At 66.4% G+C, this 19286-nt stretch carries 19 protein-coding genes, 1 tRNA gene and 2 pseudogenes; 9 read left to right on the top strand and 13 right to left on the bottom strand.

Annotated features, from left to right (window positions below):
• Nucleotides 1-303: 303 nt before the first annotated feature.
• Nucleotides 304-933 (top strand): annotated as a pseudogene (locus ACV22V_RS17140) (ATP-dependent nuclease); the annotation flags it as partial.
• Nucleotides 933-1337: pseudogene (locus ACV22V_RS17135) on the top strand (DUF2130 domain-containing protein); the annotation flags it as partial. The pseudogenes ACV22V_RS17140 and ACV22V_RS17135, both read left to right, overlap by 1 nt.
• Nucleotides 1338-1799: 462 nt before the next feature.
• Here the strand turns inward: ACV22V_RS17135 and ACV22V_RS17130 are convergent.
• The 5 genes from ACV22V_RS17130 to ACV22V_RS17110 form a co-directional block, all read right to left on the bottom strand.
• Nucleotides 1800-1875, bottom strand: a tRNA-Ala gene (locus ACV22V_RS17130).
• Between the two features lie 66 nt (nucleotides 1876-1941).
• A complete protein-coding gene (locus ACV22V_RS17125) occupies nucleotides 1942-2301 on the bottom strand; it encodes a c-type cytochrome (protein ID WP_059533436.1) in 360 nt (119 codons plus the stop codon).
• Complete coding sequence (locus ACV22V_RS17120) at nucleotides 2298-3095, bottom strand: BON domain-containing protein (protein ID WP_059533438.1); 798 nt, start codon at nucleotides 3093-3095, stop codon at nucleotides 2298-2300. The genes ACV22V_RS17125 and ACV22V_RS17120 overlap by 4 nt, the downstream gene beginning before the upstream one ends.
• 17 nt (nucleotides 3096-3112) lie before the next feature.
• The gene (locus ACV22V_RS17115) at nucleotides 3113-3697 is read right to left on the bottom strand and encodes an SIS domain-containing protein (RefSeq protein ID WP_059691549.1); all 585 of its coding nucleotides are present in this window, start codon (nucleotides 3695-3697) and stop codon (nucleotides 3113-3115) included.
• Between the two features lie 128 nt (nucleotides 3698-3825).
• Nucleotides 3826-4254 (bottom strand): YraN family protein, encoded by a 429-nt coding sequence (locus tag ACV22V_RS17110; RefSeq protein WP_448014809.1) that lies wholly within the window; start codon nucleotides 4252-4254, stop codon nucleotides 3826-3828.
• A 46-nt stretch (nucleotides 4255-4300) separates the two neighbouring features.
• Here ACV22V_RS17110 and rsmI point away from each other — a divergent pair, with 46 nt between their 5' ends.
• On the top strand, nucleotides 4301-5179 hold the full coding sequence (gene rsmI, locus ACV22V_RS17105) for a 16S rRNA (cytidine(1402)-2'-O)-methyltransferase (protein WP_448014776.1): 879 nt from the start codon (nucleotides 4301-4303) through the stop codon (nucleotides 5177-5179).
• A gap of 95 nt (nucleotides 5180-5274) precedes the next feature.
• On the opposite strand, the gene ACV22V_RS17100 is transcribed toward rsmI, so the two are convergent.
• On the bottom strand, nucleotides 5275-5886 hold the full coding sequence (locus ACV22V_RS17100; RefSeq protein ID WP_059533446.1) for a septal ring lytic transglycosylase RlpA family protein: 612 nt from the start codon (nucleotides 5884-5886) through the stop codon (nucleotides 5275-5277).
• Between the two features lie 660 nt (nucleotides 5887-6546).
• On the opposite strand from ACV22V_RS17100, the gene ACV22V_RS17095 reads away from it, so the two are divergent.
• From ACV22V_RS17095 to ACV22V_RS17085, 3 genes are all read left to right on the top strand, one after another.
• Nucleotides 6547-7191: an MBL fold metallo-hydrolase gene (locus tag ACV22V_RS17095; RefSeq protein WP_059533448.1), complete on the top strand. Its 645-nt coding sequence runs from the start codon at nucleotides 6547-6549 to the stop codon at nucleotides 7189-7191.
• Nucleotides 7188-7847 carry an exonuclease gene (locus tag ACV22V_RS17090; RefSeq protein ID WP_448014773.1) on the top strand — a complete coding sequence of 220 codons (660 nt, stop codon included), beginning with the start codon at nucleotides 7188-7190 and terminating at the stop codon, nucleotides 7845-7847. The genes ACV22V_RS17095 and ACV22V_RS17090 overlap by 4 nt, the downstream gene beginning before the upstream one ends.
• A 79-nt stretch (nucleotides 7848-7926) precedes the next feature.
• Nucleotides 7927-8397 (top strand): Lrp/AsnC family transcriptional regulator, encoded by a 471-nt coding sequence (locus ACV22V_RS17085; protein ID WP_006477376.1) that lies wholly within the window; start codon nucleotides 7927-7929, stop codon nucleotides 8395-8397.
• Nucleotides 8398-8424: 27 nt separating this feature from the next.
• On the opposite strand, the gene ACV22V_RS17080 is transcribed toward ACV22V_RS17085, so the two are convergent.
• The 3 genes from ACV22V_RS17080 to ACV22V_RS17070 all read right to left on the bottom strand — a co-directional run bounded on the left by ACV22V_RS17080 (nucleotide 8425) and on the right by ACV22V_RS17070 (nucleotide 11126).
• Nucleotides 8425-9582 carry a cation diffusion facilitator family transporter gene (locus ACV22V_RS17080; RefSeq protein WP_059533450.1) on the bottom strand — a complete coding sequence of 386 codons (1158 nt, stop codon included), beginning with the start codon at nucleotides 9580-9582 and terminating at the stop codon, nucleotides 8425-8427.
• Nucleotides 9583-9817: 235 nt separating this feature from the next.
• Entirely contained in the window at nucleotides 9818-10111 is a 294-nt protein-coding gene (locus ACV22V_RS17075; RefSeq protein WP_006491875.1) for an H-NS histone family protein, read from the bottom strand.
• 355 nt (nucleotides 10112-10466) lie between these two features.
• Complete coding sequence (locus ACV22V_RS17070) at nucleotides 10467-11126, bottom strand: HugZ family pyridoxamine 5'-phosphate oxidase (RefSeq protein WP_059691544.1); 660 nt, start codon at nucleotides 11124-11126, stop codon at nucleotides 10467-10469.
• A 274-nt stretch (nucleotides 11127-11400) separates the two neighbouring features.
• On the opposite strand from ACV22V_RS17070, the gene ACV22V_RS17065 reads away from it, so the two are divergent.
• A complete protein-coding gene (locus ACV22V_RS17065) occupies nucleotides 11401-12615 on the top strand; it encodes an MFS transporter (RefSeq protein ID WP_448014771.1) in 1215 nt (404 codons plus the stop codon).
• A gap of 101 nt (nucleotides 12616-12716) precedes the next feature.
• Here ACV22V_RS17065 and ACV22V_RS17060 read toward each other — a convergent pair whose 3' ends face one another.
• Together ACV22V_RS17060 and ACV22V_RS17055 are read right to left on the bottom strand one after the other, a co-directional pair.
• Nucleotides 12717-13859, bottom strand: a complete 1143-nt coding sequence (locus tag ACV22V_RS17060) for a branched-chain amino acid ABC transporter substrate-binding protein (protein WP_059533457.1) — start codon at nucleotides 13857-13859, stop codon at nucleotides 12717-12719.
• A gap of 420 nt (nucleotides 13860-14279) precedes the next feature.
• A complete protein-coding gene (locus ACV22V_RS17055; protein WP_448014769.1) occupies nucleotides 14280-15359 on the bottom strand; it encodes an NAD(P)H-dependent flavin oxidoreductase in 1080 nt (359 codons plus the stop codon).
• A 270-nt stretch (nucleotides 15360-15629) separates the two neighbouring features.
• Between ACV22V_RS17055 and ACV22V_RS17050 the strand changes: the two genes are divergently transcribed.
• Both ACV22V_RS17050 and ACV22V_RS17045 read left to right on the top strand, forming a co-directional pair.
• Nucleotides 15630-16322 carry a dienelactone hydrolase family protein gene (locus ACV22V_RS17050; protein ID WP_448014767.1) on the top strand — a complete coding sequence of 231 codons (693 nt, stop codon included), beginning with the start codon at nucleotides 15630-15632 and terminating at the stop codon, nucleotides 16320-16322.
• 81 nt (nucleotides 16323-16403) lie between these two features.
• Nucleotides 16404-17882 (top strand): amidase, encoded by a 1479-nt coding sequence (locus ACV22V_RS17045; RefSeq protein WP_448014765.1) that lies wholly within the window; start codon nucleotides 16404-16406, stop codon nucleotides 17880-17882.
• Nucleotides 17883-17973: 91 nt separating this feature from the next.
• Here the strand turns inward: ACV22V_RS17045 and metF are convergent, their stop codons facing one another.
• Together metF and ACV22V_RS17035 are read right to left on the bottom strand one after the other, a co-directional pair.
• On the bottom strand, nucleotides 17974-18804 hold the full coding sequence (metF, locus tag ACV22V_RS17040; RefSeq protein ID WP_059533463.1) for a methylenetetrahydrofolate reductase [NAD(P)H]: 831 nt from the start codon (nucleotides 18802-18804) through the stop codon (nucleotides 17974-17976).
• Nucleotides 18805-18828: 24 nt separating this feature from the next.
• Nucleotides 18829-19182: a phage holin family protein gene (locus tag ACV22V_RS17035; RefSeq protein WP_006477367.1), complete on the bottom strand. Its 354-nt coding sequence runs from the start codon at nucleotides 19180-19182 to the stop codon at nucleotides 18829-18831.
• Nucleotides 19183-19286: the final 104 nt, after the last annotated feature.

Raw genomic sequence — 19286 nt, 5'->3', positions numbered from 1 at the left:
GGAACGACCGGCGCGCGGTTCGTTGCACGTTTGCTGAACCCGGACTCAAACTTGAAGAGGGGGAGCGGCACGAACACCCGAGCTCGATTCGGAAGTTGACCGTGGCATTGCGCAGTTTCCAAACGTGCGGATCGTTGAAGGGAAGACCCCGGAAGAACTTGCACTCGGCCGATTTTTCGCGACGATGGTCAGGCATGTCCTTGACGCTAAGCCGGTCACACAACGGCGTCGTCGTTCGCCTGAGTTCCGATAACGACTGTCTCTGTAGTCTTCGGCAAAAGACACAAGGAGCCGGAATCAGCAATGAAGATCCAATCCGTTCGCATAAGAAACTTCCGCACGTTAAAAGACGTGACCATCCCCTTCGATTCCGTCACCACGTTCATCGGACCGAACGGTACTGGGAAGTCAACTGTGCTTCGTGCGCTCGACTGGTACTTTAACGGTAAGCCCGTCTCGCTGACTGAGAAGGACTGTTCCTTCGGGGCCTCTACCGAGAACATCGAGGTTCAAGTCACGTTCACCGATCTCACCGCCAAGGACCGTGAAGCACTTGGCAAGTACGCGCCGGACGGCGTTGCTACATTCACTGCATGGAAGCGCCGGTCATCTGACGGCTCAGAGGTGCTTTCGGCGAATGCGAAGGGCTTTCCAGAATTCAACGCAATCAAAGCCGCCGGCAGTGCGGCAGCAAAAAAGGAACTGTATGCCGATCTCCGCAGTAGCCGTCCGGACCTAAACCTCCCTGCCGCCAATACAGGGACCGCCGTCGATCACGCGATGACGAGCTGGGAGTCCTCCCATACAGGCCAGCTCGTCGATGCCCCCGAAGAGTTGCAGACCAATTTCTTCGGCTTCAACAGCGGCGGCAAAATGAGCGGTCTCTTCGACTTCGTCCTAATCACCGCGGACCTTCGCGCCAGCGAGGAATCTACCCGAAGATGTACATCGTGCGACCGCAGTTCTTTCTTCCAATCATCACACTTCTGCGAAATGCGGCGATGAACTCGCTCAAGTACAAGTCCGAGCTAGCACTTGTCAAAGCGCAGAACATAGACATCACGAACTTCGAAACCGAACTCGAGACGTTCAAGACCGCATTCGCCAAGAACTACGATCTCGCCTCTAGGCGGTTCCAAACGGCAATCGATGAGATCGACAAGTCGATCGACCATCTGCAGAAGACGAAGGAAGCCCTGCTCGGCACCGATCGGAACCTTCGTCTTGCGAACGACAAGGCTCAGGACGTGACAATCAAGCGGTTGACTCGGGGCAACCCGACGATGGCGGCCAAGTTCGCCGAGCTCAAGAATGATGATCCTCCCGATGCTGGATGAATTAGGCCATCTACGCCCAAGACTCGTCTTGGATCCGCCGATCGCCCCCAGCGAGTTCAGGTGATTGCACGATCGATCGCTTGAAATATTCGTTGAGTTGTCACCAGCCGAGGAACCGACTGGCTGATTGTGGCCGATTATGCGACTGAACTCGTGCGGCACACGAGACCCACACTCGGTCTAAGCCACTCTGCTCATGATTTCATCGACGATCGCCAACAGATATAGGGGTGAAAGGAGCTACGGTCGGTCGCGTGATCTCGACGGCGCCTTCGCCTAGGCTCGATACATGCCCGGGCACGGCCGAGCCACAGGTAGTCGCGCAAAAACAACAAAGCCGGCACAAGGCCGGCTTTGTTGTTCGAGAAGCATAACGTTGCACTTTGTCAGGGAAGCATATCTTTGCACTTGGGGAAAAAATATGCTTCCTGTCTCATGGCGACCGAGACCTTCGAATTCCGTTGGTGGAGCGGAGGAGGATCGAACTCCCGACCTTCGCATTGCGAACGCGACGCTCTCCCAGCTGAGCTACCGCCCCAACAGTCGACCATCATACACACGCATTTCCACGCTTGGCAATAGGGGATCCGTCACCCCCTGCGCGTCACTTTGACGGCGCGCCCGCCAGCACCCATTCGACCACGGAGCGCAGATCCGCGTCGCTCATGCGCGGATGCGCCGGCATCGGAATCGCGCCCCAGACGCCGGAGCCGCCGTCCTTCACCTTCTTCGACAACTTCGCGACGGCCTGCGGATCGGACTTGTAGCGGGCGGCGATGTCCTTGAACGACGGACCGACGAGCTTGCGGTCCACTGCGTGGCAGCCCATGCACGCGTTGCCGCGCGCGACCTTGAGGCCGTCGCCGACGTCCGCCTGCGCCGTGCCGAGCACACCGGCCGCGAGCGCCGCGGCTGCGGCGCCCTGCACCATCCATTGCCTGAACTTCATCTGCGTCGACTTCATTGCGGCGTTGCCTTCGGATTGCCCGGGTGCACGCTCGACGAATTCGAGATCGGCGCCGGCGGTTGCAGCGGCGTGGACTGGACCGACGCATCGGGCACCGCACCGACCGTCGCGGCATCCGCGGGCGCAGCGGCGGGTTGCGCACCGGACGCCCCGCTCGGCGACGCGGCCTGCAACGCCTGCGCGTCCTGCGGCTGGATGTACTGGAACACCTTCACGACCTTCTCGACGCCCGGCACCTGGCTGGCCGCATCGGCGCCGCGATTGCCTTCGTCGACCGTCACGAGCCCCATCAGATAGACGTTGCCGCGCTCGCTGACGACCTTGTAGTAGTTCGCCGACAGCCCCTTGGTGGCGATCAGCTCGGACTTCACGCGCCCTTCGAGGTAAGAGTCGTTCGCGCGCGACGACAGCGACGACGACGGCTCGACCGACAGCTCGTTGACGATGCCGTTCACGTTGTTGATGCCGCGCACGATTTCCTCGGCGCGCTGCTTCGACGCGTTGTTCGGCACTTCGCCCGTCAGCAGCACGCGACGGTTGAACACCGTCACGTTCACGTGCGACTGGTCCGGCAGCCCGTTGTTGATCTGCGAGAGCGACTTGACCTGGATCTCGCGATCCTCGGTCTGCGCGCCGAGCGTGCGGCGATCGGTCGCGATCAGCGCGCCGCCGCCCGCCGCCGCCCCAAGCACGCCGAGCACGCAGCCCTGCAGCGACATCGCGAGGCCCGCCGTCAGCGCGGCGAGCAACGTGGTTCTGACGAGCGTCTGTTTGACGCGACTTTGATTCATCGACGGCTCTCCTTCGTTCAATCCTCACCCAGCAGCATCGCGTCGATGCCGTCGCACAGGCAGTGGATGGTCAGCAGATGGACTTCGTGGACGCGCGCCGCACGCGAGGCGGGCACGCTGATCGGAATATCGGTGTCGGACAGCGCGGCGGCCACGGCATGGCCGTCGCCGCCCGTCAGCGCGACGACGGTCATCTCGCGCTCGTGCGCCTCGTCGATCGCGGCCAGCACGCGCGGCGACGCACCGCTCGCGTCGAGCACCAGCAGGATGTCGCCGGTCTGCCCGAGCACACGCACCTGCTGCGCGAACAGCTGATCGGCGGCGGCTGCCCCCGTGAGACCGCCCTGCGACGCGTCGGTGGCCAGCGCGATCGCGGGCAGGCCCGGACGCTCGCGCTCGAAGCCGCCGACGAGCGACACGGCGAGGTAATGCGCTGCGGCGGCCGACGGGCCATCCCCGCATGCGACGATCTTGTTGCCGTTCGCCAGCGCGGCGAACATCGCGTCGACCGCGGCTGCGATCGGCAGCGACAGCGCATCGGCCGCTTCGGCGTGAAGCGCGGCGCTGTCGCGGAAATGTTGCTGAATACGTTCGACTGACATCGATTCCTGGTGAACTGGGCGCGCATGGCACGCAGCGCGCAACGTCATGGGTGCGGCGAGTTTACCGCACTCCGGCACCCTCTCCGGCGGTATGACAAGAACTCTTTACATCTCGTCACAGCTCGCGGCTATGCATCGTCGGCACGAAATGCATCGCGCAGCCACTCGAGCCGACCGGCCTCGAACGCGACGACGTCGAAGCGGCATGCGGCACCCGCGCCGTGCCGCGCCCAGAAATGGAGCGCGGCCGCGACCAGACGCCGCCGCTTGCGCAAGCCGACGCTCGCCGCCGCGCCGCCATGCCGGGCGCTGCGCCGCGCGCGCACCTCGACGAACACGAGCGTGCCGTCGGGCGTGCGCATCACGAGGTCGAGCTCGCCGCCGCGCATCGTCACGTTGGCCGCGACGAACGCGAGACCGCGACGTTCCAGGAACTGCCGCGCGCGCTGCTCGAACGTCGCGCCGATCGATCTGGATCGCGCCGTGCCGGAAAAGTTGCCGCCGCCGGTCGGCAAACCGCGCTCGTTGCCCGGCGCGGCCGGCGCCGCGTGGCACAATGCCGTCCTTGTTCCGCTTGCGCCGCGATTGTGCGCATTGCCTGCCATGACTGCCCTCCTCGAACTTGCGCAAACGCAGCACTACCCGGACGCCGCGCTCTACGTGGTCGCGACGCCGATCGGCAACACCGCCGACATCACGCTGCGCGCGCTGCACGTGCTCGGCCTCGCCGACCGCATCGCGGCCGAAGACACCCGCAACACGGGCCAGCTGCTGGCCCGCTACGGCATCTCGAAACCGCTCGTCGCCGTGCACGAGCACAACGAGCGCGAAGCCGCGCTGCGCGTGATCGAGCTGCTGCGCGCCGGCGAACGCGTCGCGTACGTGTCGGACGCCGGCACGCCCGGCATTTCTGACCCCGGCGCCCGGCTCGTCGACGCCGTGCGCGCGGCCGGCTTCCCGGTGATTCCGCTGCCGGGCGCGAGCGCGGCCGTGACCGCGCTGAGCGTGGCCGGCGACTGGGCCGGCGCGTTCACGTTCGCGGGCTTCCTGCCGCCGAAGCCGAAGCAGCGTGCGAGCGCGCTGCAGGCGCTCGTGCGGCACCCGTACGCGCTGGTGTTCTACGAAGCGCCGCACCGGATCGCGGACACCGTCGCCGCCCTCGCCGACGCGTTCGGTCCGGCGCGCCGGCTGCTGATCGCACGCGAGCTCACCAAGCTACACGAGCAGTTGTTCCAGGGCACCCTGGCCGAAGGACAGAGCTGGCTCGCCGGCGATACGAACCGCCAGCGCGGCGAGTTCGTCCTGGTCGTCGAAGGCGCGCCGGCCGACGTCGGCGAAGCCGACGACACCGCGCACGACGCGCTGCTCAAGCTGCTGCTGGAAGAAGTGCCGGTGAAGAGCGCGGCGAAGCTCGCGGCCGCGCTGACGGGCGCATCGCGCAACACGCTGTATGCGCGCGCCCTGGCGCTGAAGGAAAGCTGACGCGCGAGCGCGGGCGGCATCCGCCGCCCGGCACGCGGAAACGAAAAAGGGCTGCCCGAGGGCAGCCCTTTTGCATGAGCGGACGAACCGCCGCGTTACTTCGACGACAGCGACGCGAACATTTCGTCGCGCGCCTCGCGCGCTTCCTGCGGCGACAGCCCTTCGATCTTCACACGGCCCGTGCCGGCATGCACGAGGCCGATCATCTTGGCGGCGGCGTACGACAGGTCGAGCACGCGGCCACGCTTGTACGGCCCGCGATCGTTGACCTTCACGACGACCCACTTGCCGCTCGACGGATTCGTCACCTTGATGTACGACGACAGCGGCAGCGTGCGGTGCGCGGCGGTCAGCGCGTTCATGTTGAAACGCTCGCCGTTCGCGGTGCGGCGGCCGTGGAAATCCCGGCCATACCACGATGCCCGGCCCGTCTGGCGGAAGTCGGACACGTCCTTGCCGTCGATCGGCTCGGCGTCCGCCAGCGACGACTTCTTCGCGTCCTTGCTGTCGGCAGCCGGCATCGATGCCAGCGCGGAATCGAAATTCAGTTGCTGCTTGTCGTCATCCGCTTTCGCGGCAGCGGCCGTCTTGCTGACCGCGTTCTTCTGGTTGGCGCTGCCGGTGGTCTGGCTGGGTGGCACCGCACAGCCCGTCAGCGCAAAAAATAATGCAATGGTCCCGAATCGAGTCGGAAAACGAAAGTTCATCGACGTGTCGCCTTCTGGTTCGGGCCGCACCGATACAACGCTGCTCAACAACGCAGATACGCGGCCCGGACGGCAAATGCGTGCACGCCCCGCTCGGCTACGCGAGCAGGCGGCTAGCATGGGCGCGGCTTTCGTCTCTGCCGCAACCGTCCTGATTAGTTTTCACGTCTGGCGCAACCTGTCCCCGGCAGCCTGACCAGACCCCACATGCCGCCATCGAACATGGCTTCACGTTCGCGCGCGCTGCGTACTGCCAACGCACAGGAACGGCGGCACAGGCCTCATCCGGCGGCGCGGCAGCAGGGCCGCAGAACGGGCGCGCAGCACCCGGCCGGACAAGACGTGAGCACCGAATGCTCGGTGCTGGATACACCGCCGGACTCCCCGGCGGTCGATGCTTGACGGTGATCCGACACCCCTTTTTTAACGGGGCCGAAACACCAGCGAATTGCGTGAAATTCACGCGCAATGGGCGGCATTATACATAAACCAAAACCCCGGCTCGAAAAGCGCCCCGTCCGGACCATTGATTCTCACTATGGCTGTAACAATCGGAATGCTCCGGGATTGCCCTGAGCAGCGCGTCCGACGCCGCGCCGCAAAGGCGGCGGGCAGCGCGCGCGACCGGTACAATCGCTCCTTTTAGCCGCCGGTGCCTCCATGAAAGTCACGCTCATTCCGGTCACGCCGTTCCAGCAGAACTGCTCGCTGCTCGTCTGCGAAAAGACCGGCCGCGCCGCCGTCGTCGATCCGGGCGGCGACATCGAACGGATCGAACAGGAGATCGCGCGGCAGAACGTGCAGGTCGAGAAGGTGCTGCTCACGCACGGCCACGTCGATCACTGCGCGGGCGCGAAAGCGCTCGCGACGCACTACGGCGTGCCGATCGTGGGACCGCAGGAAGACGAGCGCTTCTGGATCGAGCAACTGCCGATGCAGAGCCAGCGCTTCGGCTTCCCGGCCGCCGAGGCGTTCGAGCCGGACCAGTGGCTGAACGACGGCGACACCGTGCAGTTCGGCGACGAGACGCTCGAGGTCTATCACTGCCCCGGCCACACGCCCGGCCACGTCGTGTTCTTCAGCCGCGCGCATCGTGTCGCGATCGTCGGCGACGTGTTGTTCGCCGGCTCGATCGGCCGCACCGATTTCCCGCGCGGCAACCACGCTGACCTCGTGCGTTCGATCAAGGAGAAGCTGTGGCCGCTCGGCGACGACGTGACGTTCGTGCCGGGCCACGGCCCGGTCTCGACCTTCGGCGACGAGCGCCGCACGAATCCGTTCGTGTCCGACAAGGTGTTCGGATGAACCAGACCGCCATCCCCGAAATCTACGTCAGCACCGACGTCGAGGCCGACGGCCCGATTCCCGGCCCGCACTCGATGCTGAGCTTCGCGTCGGCCGCCTATACCGAGGACAAGCAGCTGATCGCGACGTTCTCGGCGAACCTCGAGACGCTGCCCGGCGCGCAGGCCCATCCGGTGCAGGAAGCGTGGTGGAAGACGGAACCGGAAGCGTGGGCCGCGTGCCGGCGCGACCTGCAGGCGCCCGAGGCCGCGCTCGTCGCGTACGTCGAGTGGGTCGAGGCGCTGCCCGGCAAGCCGGTGTTCGTCGCGATGCCGGCCGGCTTCGATTTCACGTTCATGTTCTGGTACATGATGCGCTTCGCCGGACGCTGCCCGTTCTCGTGGTCGGCGCTCGACATCAAGACGCTCGCGTTCGCGATGACGGGCCTGCCGTACCGCAAGGCGATCAAGCCGCGCTTTCCGAAGCACTGGTTCGACGATCATCCGCACACGCACGTCGCGCTCGACGACGCGATCGAGCAAGGCGCGCTGTTCTGCAACATGCTCGCCGACCTGCGCCGCCAGCAGACCGCGCTCGCGGGCCTCGCGGTGGGCGACACCGATCGGTCGGAGCAGGCGGGGGCGGGACAAAATCCCACGGATCCGCGTGCAAATTAGCGAATCTCGCTCAGCGACGCGCCGCCAGATTGCCTTTCCTTTCCCGGCCCTCTAACATTCAGCGTGTTGTAGCTGCCGCATGGAGGCGCAGGTGACGCTCGATTCCTTTTCGCAAAAAATCCTTCGCCTGTTGCAGCTCGACGCGCGCCGTTCCGTGCAGGAAATCTCCGACCAGGTCGGCCTGTCGAGCACGCCGTGCTGGCGCCGCATCAAGGACATGGAACAGTCCGGCGTGATCCAGCGCTACACCGCGCTGCTCGATCGCGAGAAGCTCGGCCTGCACGTGTGCGCGCTCGCGCACGTGCACCTGACGCGTCACAACGAAGGCGGCGTCGAGCAGTTCGAGCGCGAGATCGCGACCTGCCCGGAAGTCACCGAGTGCTACAGCACGACGGGCGAGGCCGATTACATCCTCAAGATCGTTGCCCCCGACATCAAGGCCTACGACGTCTTCCTGCACGAACGGATCTTCAAGATCCCGGCCGTGTCGCAGGTGCGCACGAGCGTCGTGCTGCGCGAAATCAAGTTCGACACGCAACTGCCGCTGTAACGCGCGGCCCGCGGTCGCCCGTGCCGCTCAGGCCTGCGCGGGCAGCCCGCGCGTGAAGCCGATCCGGCGCGCGCCGAACTGCCGCTTCAACGCGTCGACGTCGAGCCGGCCGGCCAGCGCCGCGTCGGTATCGCCCGCGCCGGCATCCAGCGTCACGTCGATCTCGAGCCCCGTACTCAAGTAGTGCAGATTGATCGCGGCCGGATGCAGCCCGCGTTGCGCGAGCGCGGCCTCGAGCCGCGCCGTGATCTCGGCACGCGGCGGCAGCGCGAGCGCCGGACGGCGCGCCGTGTCGTTCTCCGGGTCGACGTGGATCAGCGCGTCGAGCACGCGCGGGTCGCGCAGCACGCGCGCACGCGCGGTTTCCGCGATGTAATGGCCTTCGGAGACGGAGATCATCGGATCGACGAGGATGTGCGCATCGACGAGCGCCGCATCGCCCATCTTGCGCGTGCGCAGGTCGTGCACGTCGCGCACGCCCGGCGTCGCCTCGAGCAGCGCGCGGATCTCGGCCGTGTCGGCGGTGTCGAGTGCGCGATCCGACAGGTCCTGAAGCGCGTCGTAGCCGAACGTCCAGCCCATGCGCGCGACCATGAAACCGACGATCGCCGCGGCGATCGGGTCGAGCAGCCGCACGCCGGCGAGACTGCCGACGATGCCGATCGCCACGACGAGCGACGAAGCGGCGTCCGAGCGCGCATGCCACGCGTTCGCGACGAGCATCGCCGAACGCACGCGCCGCGCCTCGCGCAGCATGTAGCGGAACAGCGCCTCTTTCGACACGAGCACGGTCAGCGCGACGATCAACGCGGAAAAATGGACGGCCGGGATGTTTTCGAGATTGACGAGACGATCGCCGGCGCGCCAGAGCATGCCGATGCCGACCGCGATCAGGATCGCGCCGAGAAACAGCGACGCGACGGTCTCATAACGGCTGTGTCCGTAATTGTGATCGGCATCCGGCGATGCACCACTATGGCGATTCGCAACCAGCACGACAAAATCCGAGATCAAATCGGAAATCGAATGGATGCCATCGGCAATCAATGCCTGCGAATGCGCAACCACGCCGACGACGATCTGAAACGTCGCAAGCACCACATTCAGCACAATACTGACGAGGGTGCTCTTGCGCGCGACCGCGTGCTTATCTGCGCTTTGCGCGTCGTCGGAAAACGTGGACATGAAATACGAGATATCGGTTGGGATACGGAATTCTATCAAACGAAGTGCGCGCGGCATTCCGTTAACATGAAATTTTCCATTCAAATCAACCGCTTATGCGAACGGGTTGCATTTTCATTCACGCCCGTTTCTGACATTTTCATGACAACGCGCATACATTCTGATTCCAGAATGCAAAAAGCCGCGCTCCTGGCGGATGCGCGGCTCTTTTTGAGACGTCGACTTAAACGATCGTTTAAATCGCAAACTGTTCGCGGTTCTTGCCGGCGATCCAGCGCGGCGGCTTGCCGCGGCCCGACCACGTCGCGCCCGTTTCCGGATCGCGGTATTTGGCTGCCACGCCTGCGCGCGGGCGACCGACCTTGCCTGCCTTCGCGCGGCTGAGGCCGAGTTCGGCGAGCGAAAAGCCGTAGTCGGCAATTTTCTGCTTCACGTCATTCAGCACTTCGGCGTATTCGCGCGACTTCGCTTCTTCGATTTGCTTCTCCAGCTTCTCCCGCTGGGCCAGCAGGTCCTTGTAAGAAGACATAGTTTCCCTTTCTATATGACCAATGGCACCGGTCTGCAGCCGGCTCACCATTCATGGAATATTTGTGCCTCGGATTTTCGAAGGCAGAGATTAGCACAAAAAAGATTTGATAGAAGCGAGATTCATGAAAATCCCGAGATCAATTGTAATTTACGCATGTCATTTTGACCGGCTGCGGCCTTTTCTCAAGTTTTCACGCGCTTGCATAGAGATTAGGACATTACTCATCGGGTAATCGGCCTATCAATATACGCAATTACCCTGCATGCGGAAAAATCAAAGCTTTCATCCGACGACAAGTTCGGGAAAATCGTACGGCGCGATGCGCTATTCAGACATCTCCGTATCCGCGGCGTCACGTCACATCCCGCGCGCAGGCAATCAACCGTTCGCGCAACGCACCGGCGTCGCCCGGCACCGAATCGAAGGGCGTGCGCACGCGGCGGCCGTCGCAGCGCCAGTCGGCGCCGTGGCGATCGACGCCGAGCAGGTCGAGCCCGTCGCGGCGCGCATCGCTCGAGTCGTACGCATCCCACAACGCCCGTTCGTCGTCGAACCCGAGCGGCGGCAGCGCATCGAGGCCGGCGCCGTCCACCCAGCCCATCCGGCCGAATCCGCCGATGTAGCGCAGCCGCTCGATGTCGAGCGCCCAGAACGTGAAGTCGCCGAGCGCGAGGTAGCGTCCGGCATCGGGCTCGTAGCGCGTGTAGCGCGCGGCGACATGCGGATCGTCGCCGAGCGGCACGAAGCGACCGAGCAGCGTCGCGCGCTCGGCGTTCAGCACGTCGCCGTCCGGCGCGTCGACGACGAGGAATCCCGCGCGCGGATCGGCGGTGAGGTTGCGCGTGTGTTCGGCAAGGCCGCTCACGAGAATCACCGGGCGATGACGTGCATCGGGCGCGAACGGCACGACCGTCGGATAAGGAAAGCCTTGCGGGTCGCGCGCGTGGGTCGCGAGCGTGCCGAGCGCGCAGCGGTGCAGCAGGTGCAGGGCAAGGGCGGGATCGATGTTCACGGTGACTCCTGCGGTCGAAAAGCCTGGGCGGCAACGGTGGCGATGGCGCGCCGCACTGGAACGCTTCGGGCACGCCGCCTGCGCACCGATGTTACTCGCGGCGGCGTCCCGCCGGGCATCCGCCGAATGGCCAACGCGGCCCGCGCAAGCGGCGCGCGCCGAAGCGTGATCGGCCGAACGGCCAGCGCGCCGGCAAGACCGTAAGCGGTTCGATAGAATCGGACCCATCCGACGGGCGCGACGCGCCCGCGCATCGTCCATTCAAGAGCGCTCCGTGTCCGAAACCTCCTCCCGATCCTCGTCCGACTTCGCCGCGCCGCCCGACGCGCATCGCCTGCTGGCCTTGCCGGTCCGCCAGCGTGCACGCACGGCCACGATGGCACTGTTCTTCATCGCCGGCATGATGTACGCGTCGTGGGGCGTGCACGTGCCGACCGTGCGCGACAAGTTCGCGTTGAGCCCGGGGCTGCTGTCGATCGCGCTGTTCGCGGTCGCGGGCGGCTCGATCGCCGCGATGCTGACGATCGCGCGCTGGATCGCGCGCGTCGGCTCGCGCACCGCGTGCCTCGCGGGCGGGCTCGTGATGTCCGCATGCGCGGCGCTGATCCTCGTCGTGCCCGACTACTGGATGCTGCTCGTCGTGCTCGCGCTGTTCGGCTTCTCGATGGCGACGCTGGACGTCGCGATGAACGCGGAGGCGAGCGCGGTCGAGATCGCGCTCGGCAAGCCGATCATGTCGTCGCTGCACGGGATGTTCAGCATCGGCGGGATGTCGGGGGCGGCGGCCGGCGGCGCGCTGCTGTCGGCCGGCATGGCGCCGGCCGTGCATCTCGCGCTCGCGGCGGCCGTCGGCGCGGCGGTGCTGCTCGTCGCGAGCCCGGCCGTGCTGCCGCACGTGCCGCATCACGAGCACGCGCACGGCGGCGGCAATCGCTGGCGCTCGCCCGCGCTGTGGATGCTGGGCGGCATCGCGCTGATCGCGCTGATCGCCGAAGGTGCGATGTACGACTGGGCGACGGTCTACATGCGCGACGTCGTCGCGGCGAGCCCCGCGCTCGCGAGCGCGGCCTATGCCGCGTTCTCCGGCGGGATGGCGGTCGCGCGATTCGCGGGCGACGCGGTGCGCGCGCGTTTCGGCGCGCCGCAGCTCGTGTTCGCGAGCGCATCGCTCGCGTGCGCCGGGATGATCGGCGCTTTGCTGCTGCCGAACCCGATCGCCGTGCTGACGGGCTTCACGCTGATGGGCCTCGGCCTCGCGAACATGATGCCCGTGTTGTTCGCCGCCGCCGCGCGCGTGAAAGGCATCCACGCAGCCGAAGGGCTCGCGCACGTGGCCGGGCTCGCGTATTTCGGACTGCTGTTCGGTCCGGTCGTGATCGGCGCGGTCGCGCAGGCCGTGAATCTGACCGTCGGCCTGTCGGTCGTCGCGCTGTGCGCGGCGCTCGTCGCGGCCGTCGCGCCGAAGGTGCTCGCGCACCTGAAGATCTGACCGCGCGGCTGGCCCGCCACCCGCTGCAGATTCGCCAAAAAGAAAGCGCGCCTGCGTTGCCGCAGGCGCGCCTTTACCCCTTCTGTCGGCCGCTTTTCAGCTTACATCTTCACTTCGTCGAGCAGCGACTTCTTGCCGTTCTTGTAGTTGTACAGCGAGATCACGCCGTGCTGCAGGTCGCCCTTCGAGTCGAAGGTCGTCGTGCCGATCACGCCCGAGTAGTTCGTCGCCGGCATCGCCGCGAGAATCTTCGCCGGATCCGTCGAGTTCGAACGCTTCATCGCATCGACGATGATGTACACGGCGTCGTACGTGAACGGTGCGTAGATCTGGATCGGCTGGCCGAAGCGCTTCTCGTACTTCGCCTTGAACGCCCCGCCGCCCGCCATCTTCTCGAGCGAAGCACCAGCTTCCGAGCACACGACGTTGTCGGTCGCGTCGCCGGCCAGGTCGGCCAGCTTTTCCGTGCACACGCCGTCGCCCGCGAAGATCTTCGCGCGCAGGCCGAGCTGCTTCGCCTGTTTCGCGAACGGGCCGCCGGTGGCGTCCATGCCGCCGTACATGATCGCGTCCGGATTCTCGCCCTTGATCTTGGTCAGAATCGCGCGGAAGTCGACCGCCTTGTCGTTCGTCGCGTCGTGCGACATCACCTTCAGGCCGAGCGCCTTCGCCTTCTTCTCGAACTCGTTCGCGAGGCCCTGGCCGTATGCGGTCGAATCGTCGACCACCGCGACGCTCTTGATGCCCTTCGAGTGCGCGTAGTTCGCGAGTGCCGGGCCCTGCTGCGCATCGGTCGCCACCACGCGATACGTGGTCTTGAAGCCTTGCTGCGTGTAAGCCGGGTTGGTCGCCGACGGCGAGATCTGCACGATGCCCGCATCGCTGTAGATCTTCGAAGCCGGGATCGACGTGCCCGAGTTCAGGTGGCCGACCACCGCGACGACCTTGTCGTCGACGAGCTTCTGCGCAACCTGCGTGGCCTGGCGCGGGTCGGCCGCGTCATCCTGCGGGTCGAGTTGCAGCGTGATCTTCTGGCCGCCGACCGTGAGACCCTTGGCGTTGATCTCCTCGACTGCGAGACGCGCGCCGTTTTCGTTGTCCTTGCCCAGGTGTGCAATACCGCCCGTCAAGGGCGCGACGTGGCCGATCTTGACGACTTGATCGGCGGCCGCGTTGCTTGCAGCTGCAGCGCACAGCATCGCCGCTGCGGTGATCGGCAACAGCTTTTGCATCTTGATATTCATGTAAGTCTCCAGTTTCGGTCCCAATAAACGCCATCGCCCGGTGCCCCGCTGCCATCCCTGTGTTTGCATTCACTGGACGATTCGCCGGTTGCATCGTTCATGCACTTGGCCTCAAGCACGTAGGGAAACAGCCGCTTGTAGCGGCCGCCCGCCCGTACTTGCGCGCAAGTGTAGGTGATCAAATTAATTTGTGGGACTTTTTTGGGGTAGTGGTAACACTACCGATATGGGCGCTTTGGAATGAATGCTCGAATATCGCCGCGAGCCCCACCGGATAAGGGTTTCCGCTAATCTCGGACGGCCGGATGAAAGGTTGATTCAAAGCATTCCCGCGTCATTTCGATTCGGTATTTTGTGCGCGGGATCATTGAATGAAACGCGCGTGACAACACGCGCTTTTCTCGCTTCGATACGAGCCGGTCAGCCGGCCGTCGCGCGCCATTCGGCGTCGAGCGCGTCGACGAGTTGCGACGTCGTGAGCGCGGCGGCGCGCCGTCGCGCGAGCGGCGCGCCCTGCCCGGCCCACAGCGACAGGTAGTCGCCGTCGTTCGCGCGCGCGGCGGCCTGGCGCAGCGGCTGGGTCAGCGCGTTTTGCACCGGATACGGCGCGACGTCGGCCACGCGTTCGCCGAGCCGCGTCATCAGCGTATTGCGCAATCCGCGCGCATGGCGGCCCGTGATCGCGCGCGTGACCTGCGTCGACGTATCGGCGCTCGCGAGCAGTCGCGCTTTCCAGTCCGCTGCGATCGCGCTTTCCGCACACGTCAGGAACGCGGTGCCGAGCTGCGCGCCCTGCGCGCCGAGCGCGAGCGCGGCGGCGATCCCGCGGCCGTCCATGATGCCGCCCGCGGCGAGCACGGGCAGGCCGGTCGCATCGACGAGCTGCGGCACCAGCGCGAGCGTGCCGATCAGCGCATCGTCGGCCGAGCCGATGAAGGTCCCGCGATGGCCGCCCGCTTCGGCGCCCTGCGCGGACAGCGCGTCGGCACCGGCCGCCTGCCACGCGCGCCCTTCGGCGACGTGCGTCGCGGTGCCGATCACGTAGGTGCCGGCGGCCTTCAGGCGCGCGACGTCGGCCGCGTCGAGCACGCCGAACGTGAAGCTCGCGACCGGCACGCGCAGTGCGACGAGCGCGTCGAATTGCGCGCGGAAGTCGGGCGCGTAGCGCGCGGGCGCGGTGCCCGGCGGCAGCCCGAGCGTCGCGTTCAACGGATCGATCGCGGCGAGCGAGCGTGCGACGGTCGCCGCGTCGGGCGCGGCCTCGTGCAACGCGAACAGGTTCACGGCGAACGGACGCGCGGTCGCCGCGCGAATCGCGGCGACTTCGGTCGCGAGACGATCCGGCTCGAACGCGCCGGCGCCGAGACTGCCGAGCGCGCCGGCATTGGATGCGGCCGCGACCATCGCGGCCGTGGTCGCGCCGACCATCGGCGCCTGCACGAGCGGCAGGCGCAGGCCGAAGCGTTCGGAAAACGGAGTGGAAAATGCACGGGCTGGCATGGCGAATCCTTCGATGACGATGTGCGAAAGCGCTTTGTAAAGGCCGATACGTCGACTCTATCGAAGCGGCGCAGCGCCGAAAAATGAATAATCGAGATCGAAACGATCGCTGCGCGAGAAGCAGGTCGGAAACGCTGATTCGACACGCGCGCACACCCGGCAGGCGCGCCGCTTGCGCGCTGCAGCGCCACGGGATTGGTGGCACACTAGGCCGCCCTTTTTTCCATCCGCGGTGCGCATGTCGCGCGCCCGTTCGCCAGGAGTTCCAACGTGACTGCCCAATGGATCGACATCCCGACCGGTAACGACAGCTTCGGCGGCTATCTCGCGCTGCCCAAGCGCGGCGAGGGCCCCGCCGTCATCATCATCCAGGAGATCTTCGGCGTGAACGCGCACATCCGCGCGGTCGCCGACCAGTACGCGGCCGACGGCTTCGTCGCGCTCGCGCCGGACGTGTTCTGGCGCATGCAGCCGCGCGTCGAGCTGACCTACGAAGGCGCCGATCGCGACAAGGGCATCGAGCTGATGAAGAAGACCGACGTCGGTCTCGCGATCGCGGACATCGGCGCGGCCGCCGACGCGTTGCGCGCGCGCCCCGAAGCCACCGGCAAGGTCGCCGCGATCGGCTACTGCTTCGGCGGCCAGCTCGCGTATCGCGCGGCCGCGGCCGGCAAGGTCGATGCGGCGGTCGCCTATTACGGCGGCGGCATCCAGAATGCGCTCGACCTCGCCGGCAAGATCACGCAGCCGATCCTGTTCCACTACGCGGAGAACGACCACGGAATCCCGCTCGACGCCGTCGAGCAGGTGAAGGCCGCGTTCGCGGGCCGCTACAACGCGTCGTTCCATCTGTATCCGGGCGCCGAACACGGCTTCAACTGCACCGATCGCGCGTCGTACAACCAACGCGCGTCGGCGCTCGCGCACGGCCGCACGCTGACGTTCCTCGCCGAGCACGCGTAACGGCGGCCGGCAGCGGGCCCGGCGCGTCGGGCCCGCGTTATCCTCCTTTCATCGCCACGGGTCACAACGGGGGTGACTGCGATGCACTCGGACTATCTCGCGCATGACGCGCTCGGCCTCGCCGCACTCGTGCGCGAGCGCAAGGCGAGCCCGCGCGAACTGCTGGACGCCGCGATCGGCCAGGCCGAAGCGGTGAACGGCGCGATCAACGCGATCGTGCTGCAGGACTACGACGATGCGCGCAAGCGGGCGGAATCGGCCGTCGATACCGGCACCGATGCGCCGTTCGCGGGCGTCCCGTATCTCGTCAAGGATCTCGGCGCGGCGGTCGCCGGGCTGCCGTTGTCGATGGGCAGCCGCCACTATCGCTACTTCGTCCCCGCCGACGATTCGCCGGTGATCGCGCGCAGCCGCGCGGCGGGGCTCAACGTGTTCGGCAAGACCAACACGTCGGAAATCGGCCAGATGCCGTACACCGAACCCGAACTGTTCGGCGCGTGCCGCAATCCGTGGAACCTCGATCACACGCCCGGCGGCTCGAGCGGCGGCGCGGCCGCGGCCGTCGCGGCCGGCATCGTGCCGCTCGCGCATGCGTCGGACGGCGGCGGCTCGATCCGGATTCCGGCGTCGTGCTGCGGGCTGTTCGGGCTGAAGCCGAGCCGCAATCCGGTGCTGGTCGACTCGCCGTCGAACGGCGAGCTGGTGGTTCAGCATGCGGTGTCGCGCAGCGTGCGCGACAGCGCGCTGCTGCTCGACGTGACGACCGGCCAGACGCTGCCGCCCGGCGCGCCCGGCACCTTTCTGGGCGAGCTCGACACGCCGCCCGGTCCGCTGCGGATCGGCCTCGTCGTCGACCCGATGCTCGCGCCGGCGCTTTCCGACGACACGCGCGCGGCGCTCGACGACGCGGCCGCGCTCGTCGAATCGCTCGGCCATCACGTCGAGCCGGCGACGCTGAACATCGACTACGCACGCGCGGCCGAAACCTTTCTCACGCTGTGGGCGACGATCGCCGAGGAGATGGTGCTGGGTGCACGCGCGCTGACCGGGCGCACGCCGAAGCGCGCGGAGTTCGAACCGGCGACGTGGGCGATGGCCGTCGTCGGCAGGCGCATCGCCCGCGCGCGCCTGCCGGACGTGCTCGAATGGCAGCGCCAGCTCACCGTGCAGGTCTCGGGCCTCGTGTCGCGCTACGACGCGATCCTGTGCGCGACGCTCGCGGGGCCGCCGGTCAAGATCGGCGAGCTGCAGCCGACGCCGCTCGAAGCCGCGCAGATGAAGCTGCTCGGCGCGCTGCCGGTAAAACCGCTGCTGCGGGAAATGCTCGCGAAGGCGTCGGAAAAGGCGTTCGCGTGGGCCGGCTGCACCGAGCTGTTCAACCTGACGGGCCAGCCGGCGATGTCGGTGCCGCTCTACTGGAACGCGCGCGGCCTGCCGATCGGCGTGCAGTTCGTCGCGCGTCACACCGACGAGGCGTTGCTGCTGAAGCTCGCGCGCCAGCTCGAACAGGCGCGGCCGTGGTTCGACCGGCGTCCGCCGCTGATGCAGGCGCAGCGCTGACGCCAGCGCCGCCGGCCGTCGGCCGTCGGCGAAAAAAAGCCCCGCCGGTTTTGCCGGCGAGGCTTTTGCGCATGCAACCGCGCGATGACGCTTACATGGAGAGCCGTTCGCAGATCGTCCGCGTCGCGGTCGCCGCGTTCAGCGTATAGAAGTGCAGACCCGGCACGCCCGCGTCGATCAGGCGCTGGCACAGGCTCGTGACGACGTCCGCGCCGAACGCACGGATCGCGTCGCGATCGTCGCCGAAGCTCTCGAGCCGGCGCGCGACCCAGCGCGGCACTTCCGCGCCGCACATTTCCGAGAAGCGCATCAGCTGCGAGAAGTTCGTGATCGGCATGATGCCCGGCACGATCGGCACGTCCACACCCAGCTTGCGCGCATCGTCGACGAAGCGGAAATACGCGTCGGCGTTGAAGAAGTACTGCGTGATCGCGGAATTCGCGCCGGCTTTCACCTTGCGCGCGAAATTTTCGAGATCGGCCTTCGGCGAGCGCGATTGCGGGTGGTATTCCGGATAGCCGGCGACTTCGATGTGGAACCAGTCGCCATGCTCGGCGCGGATGAAGCTGACGAGCTCGGACGCATAGCGCAGCTCGCCGACCTCGCCCATCCCCGACGGCAGATCGCCGCGCAGCGCGACGATATGCCGGATGCCGTGCGAGCGGTACTGGTCGAGGATCGCGCGCAGGTTGTCGCGCGACGAGCCGATGCACGACAGGTGCGGCGCGGCCTCGAGGCCGTCCTTCTGCATGTCGAGCACGGTATCGAGCGTGCCCTGCTGCGTCGAGCCGCCGGCGCCGAACGTCACGGAGACGAATTTCGGCTTCAGCGGCAGCAGCTGCGCACGCGTCGCGCGCAGCTTTTCGACGCCGTCCGCCGTCTTCGGCGGGAAGAATTCAAACGAGAGTTCGATCGATTTCATGATTCGCAAGAATGGGCGCGGCCGTCAGCCGATGTCGCGCTGCCCGAAGATCAGCGCGGACAGCAGCCACGACACGATGCTGTACAGGATCGAACCGAAGAACGCCGACCAGAAACCCGACACCTCGAACCCCTTCAGCAGCGACGACGCGAACCAGAAGCACAGCGCGTTCACGACGAGGATGAACACCCCGAGCGTGACGATCGTGACCGGCAGCGTCAGCAGGATCAGCACCGGACGGATCACCGTGTTGATCAGGCCGAGCACGACCGCGATGATCAGCGCGGTGCCGAAGCTCTTGATGTGGATCGACGGCACGAGGTACGTGATGATCAGCAGCGCGAGGGCGTTGATGACCCAGGTGAGGATGACGCTCATGGAGGGCTCCGGTTCGGTTGTCGATCTGGTCGGTCAGTGGCCGCCGCCGGCCGCCGCACGTGCCCGCGCGGCGGCGGACACGGCGCGGCGGCCGGCGGTCCGGC

The sequence above is a fragment of the Burkholderia sp. AW33-5 genome (assembly GCF_053427615.1).
This window is presented reverse-complemented; position numbering and strand designations above follow the sequence as displayed.